Here is a 1732-nt window from a genome sequence, read left to right on the forward strand (position 1 = left end):
CTGGCTCATTTGCGCCGGCTTGCGGCGTCAAATGGAGCCACTAGTTAGCTTTTATTGCTGTGCGCTCTATACCGTACTCAATTTTGACAAAAGCTTTAGTCAGCTCGCAAAGGATAATTGCCTCCTCCTCGCTAAAGCTCGGAGAACTTGTGCTTCCATGGCCCGCAAGAGGCAATGAGTTTCGTGAATTATAGACTTCAATTATTTTTTCTTGCATATCTGGAGGTAAATTCGTCCTTTTTTTATACATTTCGAGGAAACCGCCAAGTGATTTATCCTGAATTGTGGGAGCGCCGATAATATCCTTAGCGAGCGTTTCAAATACTGAGGCGCTTGAATGAAGGACCGATGAATAGTCGCCTGAGTTTAGCGAAGACTGCATTCGATCAACCAGAACCCTTATGTTGAGGTGTTCATCTTCATCGGGAGAATCGTCAACAATATCTTCTAAAGACAGAACACGGACAACAACCTCACCGCTGCTTTCATCTATTCTCAAAGATGAATTTTCTCTTATGAAAGCCGCGTTAACCTCATCTTCAGAAAGCCATCCCCGATCAACAATTTCACATAATAGCTCTGCAAAGTGTGCTGTATCATTACGTCTCAAAGCCAATTCGAACTCGCCATTGTGCCATGCGTACTCGCATGGTTCGTACTCATCGCCCTCCAAAACATAGACCGGAAGACCAGCCAAAGATCGAGAGCGATTAATAATGGCATTTCGGTTTATCATTCCAAAGCGCCGGAATTCGTCGTTACGATCAATTAGACGTGTTAAGTAGACCCTCAAATCTTGAGAAACAACTTCATACTCTAAATTTATTATATCACTAGATGATAAAAATATAGGATGCTTCATCGATACTCCTTTAGAAGCTAACGTCAAGCACGGCGGCGCGAGGAACGAGCGTCCGGCGCCGCAGGCGCGCACTGCTGCGACTGGTTATGCATTAGCTGCATCCATCAATTCTCCAAAATACTCAGCCCGCCCCGTCTTAAACAACCCATACCATGCGTCCAAGACTGGAGGCTCATACAAACCAAGAAGCGCGAAGATGTGATAAGCGAAGTCAACAGGTGACATTGCAGAGGCGGTGACAACTCCCCCATCTGTGACCGCTGGCTTATCCTCAAATAAGTCGATTCCCCCATACCCTGTCGCGCTAAGATACTCCAGCGCGTTGCTTGTGTGCCGCCTGGTGTCCAGCAACCCTCCTCGCGCGAGGCCAGCTGTAGCGCCACAAATTGCTGCCACCGGCTTACCAGCGTCGAGGAAATGCTGAGCAACCTCGACAGCTTCGATATTACCACCTTCATCCCAAAGAGCTCCACCTGGCATGATGAACATTGCACTGTTGCTTGGAGCAAGATCGACAAGTGCCATGTCCGGCTGTATGCGCAACCCACCTGCAGTCACGACGGGCGCACCACTGACGGAGACTGTCCGAACTTGATATCTATCGGGCACCCTCTGAAATTGCGGGTTGTTTATTCCGGAGGTAGCATACGCCGCCTCCCAGTCTGACATGCTGTCGAACACCAAAACGTGTACATCCTGTTTTTTCATGACTGACACCTCCTTTTTCCATTGAATGCATAACGAGGCTGTAGAAAAACCTAATTTCGGGCCGCTTCTACCGCCTGCTGCCTTAATTTATTTTCTCAGCCATTAATCTGGCCGATCATCTAGCCCTCGCTGGTCACCCATTGAAGAGACCCGTTAAAAGCG

2 protein-coding genes are annotated in these 1732 nt (G+C 48.2%); both read right to left on the bottom strand.

Annotated elements, in window-relative coordinates; genetic code table 11:
* Positions 1-40: 40 nt before the first annotated feature.
* On the bottom strand, positions 41-862 hold the full coding sequence (locus L1073_RS17040; RefSeq protein ID WP_246901413.1) for a hypothetical protein: 822 nt from the start codon (positions 860-862) through the stop codon (positions 41-43).
* Positions 863-946: 84 nt separating this feature from the next.
* The gene (locus L1073_RS17045) at positions 947-1570 is read right to left on the bottom strand and encodes a DJ-1/PfpI family protein (protein WP_246901415.1); all 624 of its coding nucleotides are present in this window, start codon (positions 1568-1570) and stop codon (positions 947-949) included.
* Positions 1571-1732: the final 162 nt, after the last annotated feature.

Origin of the sequence: Chromohalobacter nigrandesensis (assembly GCF_023061285.1) — a bacterium.
GTDB classification, from domain to species: domain Bacteria; phylum Pseudomonadota; class Gammaproteobacteria; order Pseudomonadales; family Halomonadaceae; genus Chromohalobacter; species Chromohalobacter nigrandesensis.